The following is a 5,488-nucleotide window of genomic DNA, read 5'->3' on the forward strand; positions in this document are numbered from 1 at the left end:
TCTGTGCCCTGGCGGGGGCGGGCGCGGTGTGGCTGGAGGCGCGAAGCCTGCGCGCCGTCACGGTCGTCAACGGCCTGTCGCGGCCCGTGGACGTGCGCATCGGCGGCGAGCACTGGGTGGTGGCCCCCGGGACGCGGGAGCAGGGGCGCGTGAAGCTGGGCGCGGACCGGCTTCACGCGGTGGCGACCTGGCCCGGCCAGGAGGCCGTCATCGAGGACGTGATGTTGCCGACCGAGGGCGAGCGGATCCTCTACAACGTGAAGGGCGTGGCGAAGCTGGCTGCGGTGCCGGATGACGACGCCACCTCCGCGGCCCCTCGCTCCAGGTCCCTGCCGGAGAGCGGCATGGTGCTCGAGGAGGGCGAACAGCTCTCCGTCCAGGCCGCGAGCTGGGAGGCCTCCGCGCGGGCCTTCTCGGATGAAGGGGACTGGGAGGCCGCGGGCCGCGTCGCGGCCGCCGTGGCCCAGGTGGAGCCGGGCAACACGCTCGCGCGGGAGATGGCCGCGCGCGCATGGCTCTTCGTGGACATGCAGGTGCCCGCGAACCTGCCCGCCGACCTGCGCTGGCGCAACACGCGCGACTACGCGGCGATGCTGATGCACACCTGGCAGGAGGACCCGGCGGCGCAGGCGCTGGCGCTGTCGTTGATGCGCTACATCGGCCAGGGGGGCCAGGCCCGTGCGCGCTACGCGGAGCACGCGCAGCAGCATCCGGACTCACCGCTGGCGGCCCTCTACCTCCAGCGCGCGAGCTCGCAGGCTCCGGACTCCACGGCCGCCGTCGACGCCTGGGCGAACCTGGCGGAGCGCTTCCCGGACTCGCCCGACGTGACCCGCGCGTGGCTGGAGGCGCGGTGGCGCTTCGAGCTGGGGGACGCCTCGCGGTCCTGGGGCGACAGCGAGCGCCAGGACTTCGTCGTCGGGACCGCGAGACGGGTGCAGGCGCTCGAGGAGAAGCACCCACCAGAGACGCTGGAGGCGCTGGAGCTGGACGTGCGCATCCTCCTGCGCGCACAGCTGCGGGACGCGGCCACGGCGCTGGTGCGCCGATATGGCCAGGACCCGCGCCGCCGGACCTGGGACTTCCTGGTGCTGGCCGGACGCACGGCCGAGGCCGCCGGGCCCGAGCACACGTCCTACGTCATGCGCGACTGGATTCCCCCCGCCCTCGCGCGGCAGCCGGAGCGGATGCTGCTGCTGGACCTGCTCACCGGCCAGCGCTCGCCGAAGGACGCGGAGCTCGCCGCGCTGCCGTCCGTCGAGGCCCGCTCCGTGCTGCGCCTCACCCGGGATGTGCTGGTGGATCCACGGCGCGCGTTGAAGAAGGCGGACGGGGACCCCTCGACCGTGCTGTCCCAGCTGGACCCGGAGGTCCTCGCGCTGTTCGCCCTGGTGCACACACGCACCGGCGATGCCGTGGGCAAGAAGCTCTTCAGTTTCTCGCTGCCGCTGATGCTCGCGCGCGACCCGCTGCGAAACCACGTCCTGTCCACCTCGGGCACCCCTGGAGAGGACTTCCTCCGCCTGCCCCCGGGCCTGCGCGCCGCCGCCACCCTGGTCCACGCCCGGCGCGACGACAAGGAGGGTTACCCGGTGTTCACGGAGCGGCTGGACGGCCTCGCCCGCATGGATGCCCTGGGCGGCTTCGCGGTCCGCGCCGCCAGCGCGTGGATGCGACAGGCCTTCGACGCCTGCATGGACACGAAGGTGGAGCACTCCCTGCCCCCGGGTACCCTCCTGCGGGGGGACCTCGTGAAGGAGCAGGCCCGCCGGGAGGACGACCGGGAGGGCCGCCGCTCCAACTGCGAGGCGCGCATCGTCACGCCCACGGGCCTGCCGCTGCCCCGGGCCACCGCCACGACCCCCGAAAACGCGAACGGCGCCGACCCCTGAAAGAGGTCCGGCGCCGTCACGGTGCAACGGGGTGAAGCTCAGCCCGGCTGGCAGACCTGGCGGAGGATGTCGAGCGACTCCAGCGCCTTGCCCGCGCCAATCACCACGGCGGACAGCGGGTCCTCGGCCAGGAACACCGGCAGGCCCGTCTCCTCGCGCAGCAGCGTGTCCAGGTTCTTGAGCAGCGCGCCGCCACCGGCCAGCACGATGCCCCTGTCGGCGATGTCACCGGCCAGCTCCGGCGGCGTGCGCTCCAGCGTCAGCTTCACCGCTTCGACGATGCCGTTGACGGGCTCCGCGAGCGCGTCGCGCACCTCGTCGCTGGACACCGTCAGCGTGCGCGGCACGCCGGCCACCAGGTCGCGACCCTTGATCTCCATGGTCATGACCTCGTCCGTCGGGTACGCCGTGCCGATGCCCATCTTGATGAGCTCCGCCGTGCGCTCACCGATGAGCAGGTTGTACTTGCGCTTGACGTACTGGATGATCGCCTCGTCCAGCTTGTCGCCGCCGATGCGCACGGACTTGGCGAACACGATGCCCGCGAGGCTGATGACCGCGACGTCGGACGTGCCACCGCCGATGTCCACAATCATGTTGCCGCTGGGCTCCGTCACCGGCAGGCCCGCGCCAATCGCCGCGGCCATGGGCTGCTCGATGAGGTAGACCTCGCGAGCGCCCGCGTTGGCGGCCGCCTCACGCACCGCGCGGCGCTCCACCTCCGTGATGCCGGACGGGATGCCGATGATGATGCGCGGGTTCACCAGCGTCTTGCGGTTGTGCGCGCTCTGGATGAAGTAGCGCAGCATCGCGGCGGTGATTTCGAAGTCGGCGATGACGCCGTCCTTCATGGGCCGGATGGCCACGATGTTGCCCGGCGTCCTGCCGAGCATCTCCTTGGCCTCCTTGCCCACGGCGAGCACCTTCTTGCCGCCGCGCGAGTCCTGCTGCACCGCCACGACGGAGGGCTCGTTGGACACGATGCCCTGGCCGCGGATGTAGATGAGCGTGTTCGCCGTACCCAGGTCGATGGCGAGGTCGCGCGAAAACAGGGTGTGGAGCCAGTCGAACATACGGGGACGGAAACTTTCGGAAGGGCCCTGGAACTTCCCCGCCCTTCAGACGGAGTGCGTTGTCGAAACTACTACGCGCCGCAATACGGAGGAAGAAAAGCCGGAACCCCATCGGGGGCGCCGCTCGCTGGACAACCAACCGCACCCGCCGCTCTGTTCCCTTCTCCGCATTCGAAGCGGCCCCCCGCGGGAGCGGGCCGCATCCTCCCCCGGACAGCGGCCGGGCGGACGTCAGCGCTTCACGGAGTACTTCGCGATGGCGTAGAGGGCGCGCACGCCGTCCTTCCAGCCAATCTTCTTGCCCTCCTCGTAGGTGCGCCCGTGGTAGCTGATGGGCACCTCGAAGACGCGCCAGTTGCCGCGCGCCACCTTGGCGGTGATTTCGGGCTCGAAGCCGAACCGGTCCTCCTCCACGTGCACGGAGCGGAGCACTTCGGCACGGAAGGCCTTGTAGCAGGTCTCCATGTCCGTGAGGTTCAGCCCGCTCGTCATGTTGGAGAGCGTGGTGAGCATGTTGTTGAGGACGGTGTGCCAGTAGTACAGCACCCGGCGCGGCGACCCGATGAAGCGGCTGCCGAAGACGACGTCCGCCTCGCCATCGATGATGGGCTGGATGACCCGAGGGATGTCCTTGGGGTCGTATTCCAGGTCCGCGTCCTGCACGAGGATGATGTCCCCCGTGGCCTCGGCGAAGCCCCGGCGCAGCGCGGCGCCCTTGCCCTGGTTCTGCTCCTGGAAGAGCACCCGGATTTCGTTCCGGTTCTTCGGCGTGCCGCCCAGGACGTCCAGGCCCTGTTCGGACAGCTGGCGGAGGAACTCGCGGCTGCCGTCCTTGGAGCAGTCGTCGATGAGGACGAGCTCCTTGGGGAAGTCCACGGCGGTGCAGCGGCGGAGGATTTCCGCCAGGGTGGGAATCTCGTTGTAGACGGGAATGACGAGCGAGACGAGCATGGCGGCCCCGCCCTATCTCATTTTCCGCGCCTGGGCGACTCCCTTGCACACAAAATTCAGGGCCGGGCCGCCATCCGGAGCGCGTCCAGCAGGGCCTCCAGGTCCGCGTCCCCCGTGAGCGGGTGGATGAGGGTCGTCCGCAGGTACACCCCCCGTGGCAGCCGCGTCTGCACCAGGTAGAAACTTCCACGGGAGACCAACGCCTCACGCAGGCGGACCTGGAGGGCGTCCCAGCCCTCCGGGGGGACGTGCGCGGGGGTGTGGCGGAAGCAGACGATGTTGCAGTCGGGCTCCAGCGCCAGCTCGAAGTCCCGGGCGGCGGTGAGCATGCCCGCGAAGCGCCGGGCTTGGTCATAGGACGCGGTGACGGCCTCCTCGAAGACGCGCGTGCCCAGCACGGACAGGCACGCGTAGACCTTGAGGGGCATCATCTCCTTGGTGCACTCCAGGGTGCGCAGCCCCACGTCGCTGTAGGGGCGCGCGTCGTCGCCGTCGCCGTGGAAGAGGTAGTGGGCCTCCTGGGAGAAGGCGTCGAAGGAGCGCGCCCCGTCGCGGAAGAGGACGGCTGTCACCAGCGCGGGCATGAGCAGCCCCTTGTGCGCGTCCCACACCACGGAGTCCGCCCGCTCGATGCCCTTCACCTGCTGCCGGTACTTCGGGCTCAGCGACGCGGCGGCCCCGTGCGCGCCGTCCACGTGGAACCACAGGCCGTGCTTCTGGGCGAAGTCCGCCACGGGCTCCAGCGGGTCGAAGGCGCCGGTGGCGGTGGAGCCCGCGCTGGCCACCACGGCGATGGCCTTTCGCCCCGCGCGGGTGGCCCCGGCGAGCGCGTCCTCCAGGGCGTCCGGCCGCACGCGGAAGTGGTCGTCCACGTCCACCGGGGTGAGGCCGCCCTCGCCCCAGCCCATGATGCGGACCGCGCGGGCCAGGCAGTAGTGGGCGGAGCGGGGGACCAGGACCGTGAGAGGGGGGCCCGCGTGGGCGCCGCCGTTCCACGCGTCGTAGCCGGCCTTCGCCTGCCGCGCGGCGAGCAGGGCGGTGAGGTTGCCCGCGCTGCCGCCGGAGGTGAGCACGCCCCGGGCGCTGGAGGGCAGCCCCAGCTTCGCGGCCATCCACGCGAGCACGTGGTGCTCCATCGCGGTGGCGACGGGGCCCATCTCGTACACGGCCATGCCGTTGTTGAGCAGCGACGACACGGCGTCGCACAGCGCGGAGAGCGGCACGGGCGCCGTCACCTGGTGGCCCACGTAGCGCGGGTGGTGCAGGTGGTGCGAGCCCTCCAGCACGCGCGCCATCAGCCCCGCGAAGGCCGAGGCCGGGTCCCCAGCAAGCTCCGGAGACGGCTCCTCTGGAAAGGCCGTGGCGAAGCGCTCCTGGTTCACCGCGGGCGGGGCCCAGGGGAGCACCGGCATGGCGCCCCCTCCGAGCGCGGCCTTCAGGTAGTCCGCGAGCTGATCCATCAGGGCGTGGGCGGTGGTCCGGAAGGTCTCCGGGTCGTAGGCGGCACGCAGCGGGGGGAAGACGGGCGTCGTCATGGCGGGCGCAAGCTAACGGGAGCGCCCCTCCCAGGCG

4 protein-coding genes are annotated in these 5,488 nt (G+C 71.3%); 1 reads left to right on the forward strand and 3 read right to left on the reverse strand.

Translation table 11 applies throughout. The features are described from left to right. A partial coding sequence (locus D7W79_RS44065; protein WP_158617155.1) for a hypothetical protein occupies nt 1-1,892 on the forward strand: 1,892 nt, incomplete at its 5' end. A gap of 38 nt (nt 1,893-1,930) precedes the next feature. Here D7W79_RS44065 and D7W79_RS38125 read toward each other — a convergent pair. The 3 genes from D7W79_RS38125 to D7W79_RS38135 form a co-directional block, all read right to left on the reverse strand. Further along, nucleotides 1,931-2,965, reverse strand: a complete 1,035-nt coding sequence (locus tag D7W79_RS38125) for a rod shape-determining protein (RefSeq protein WP_014400170.1) — start codon at nt 2,963-2,965, stop codon at nt 1,931-1,933. A gap of 231 nt (nt 2,966-3,196) precedes the next feature. Further along, on the reverse strand, nt 3,197-3,916 hold the full coding sequence (locus D7W79_RS38130) for a glycosyltransferase family 2 protein (RefSeq protein ID WP_120530171.1): 720 nt from the start codon (nt 3,914-3,916) through the stop codon (nt 3,197-3,199). 56 nt (nt 3,917-3,972) lie between these two features. Then, a complete protein-coding gene (locus tag D7W79_RS38135; RefSeq protein ID WP_120530172.1) occupies nt 3,973-5,451 on the reverse strand; it encodes a pyridoxal phosphate-dependent decarboxylase family protein in 1,479 nt (492 codons plus the stop codon). Nucleotides 5,452-5,488: the final 37 nt, after the last annotated feature.

The organism is Corallococcus exercitus, from assembly GCF_003611585.1.
GTDB classification, from domain to species: domain Bacteria; phylum Myxococcota; class Myxococcia; order Myxococcales; family Myxococcaceae; genus Corallococcus; species Corallococcus exercitus.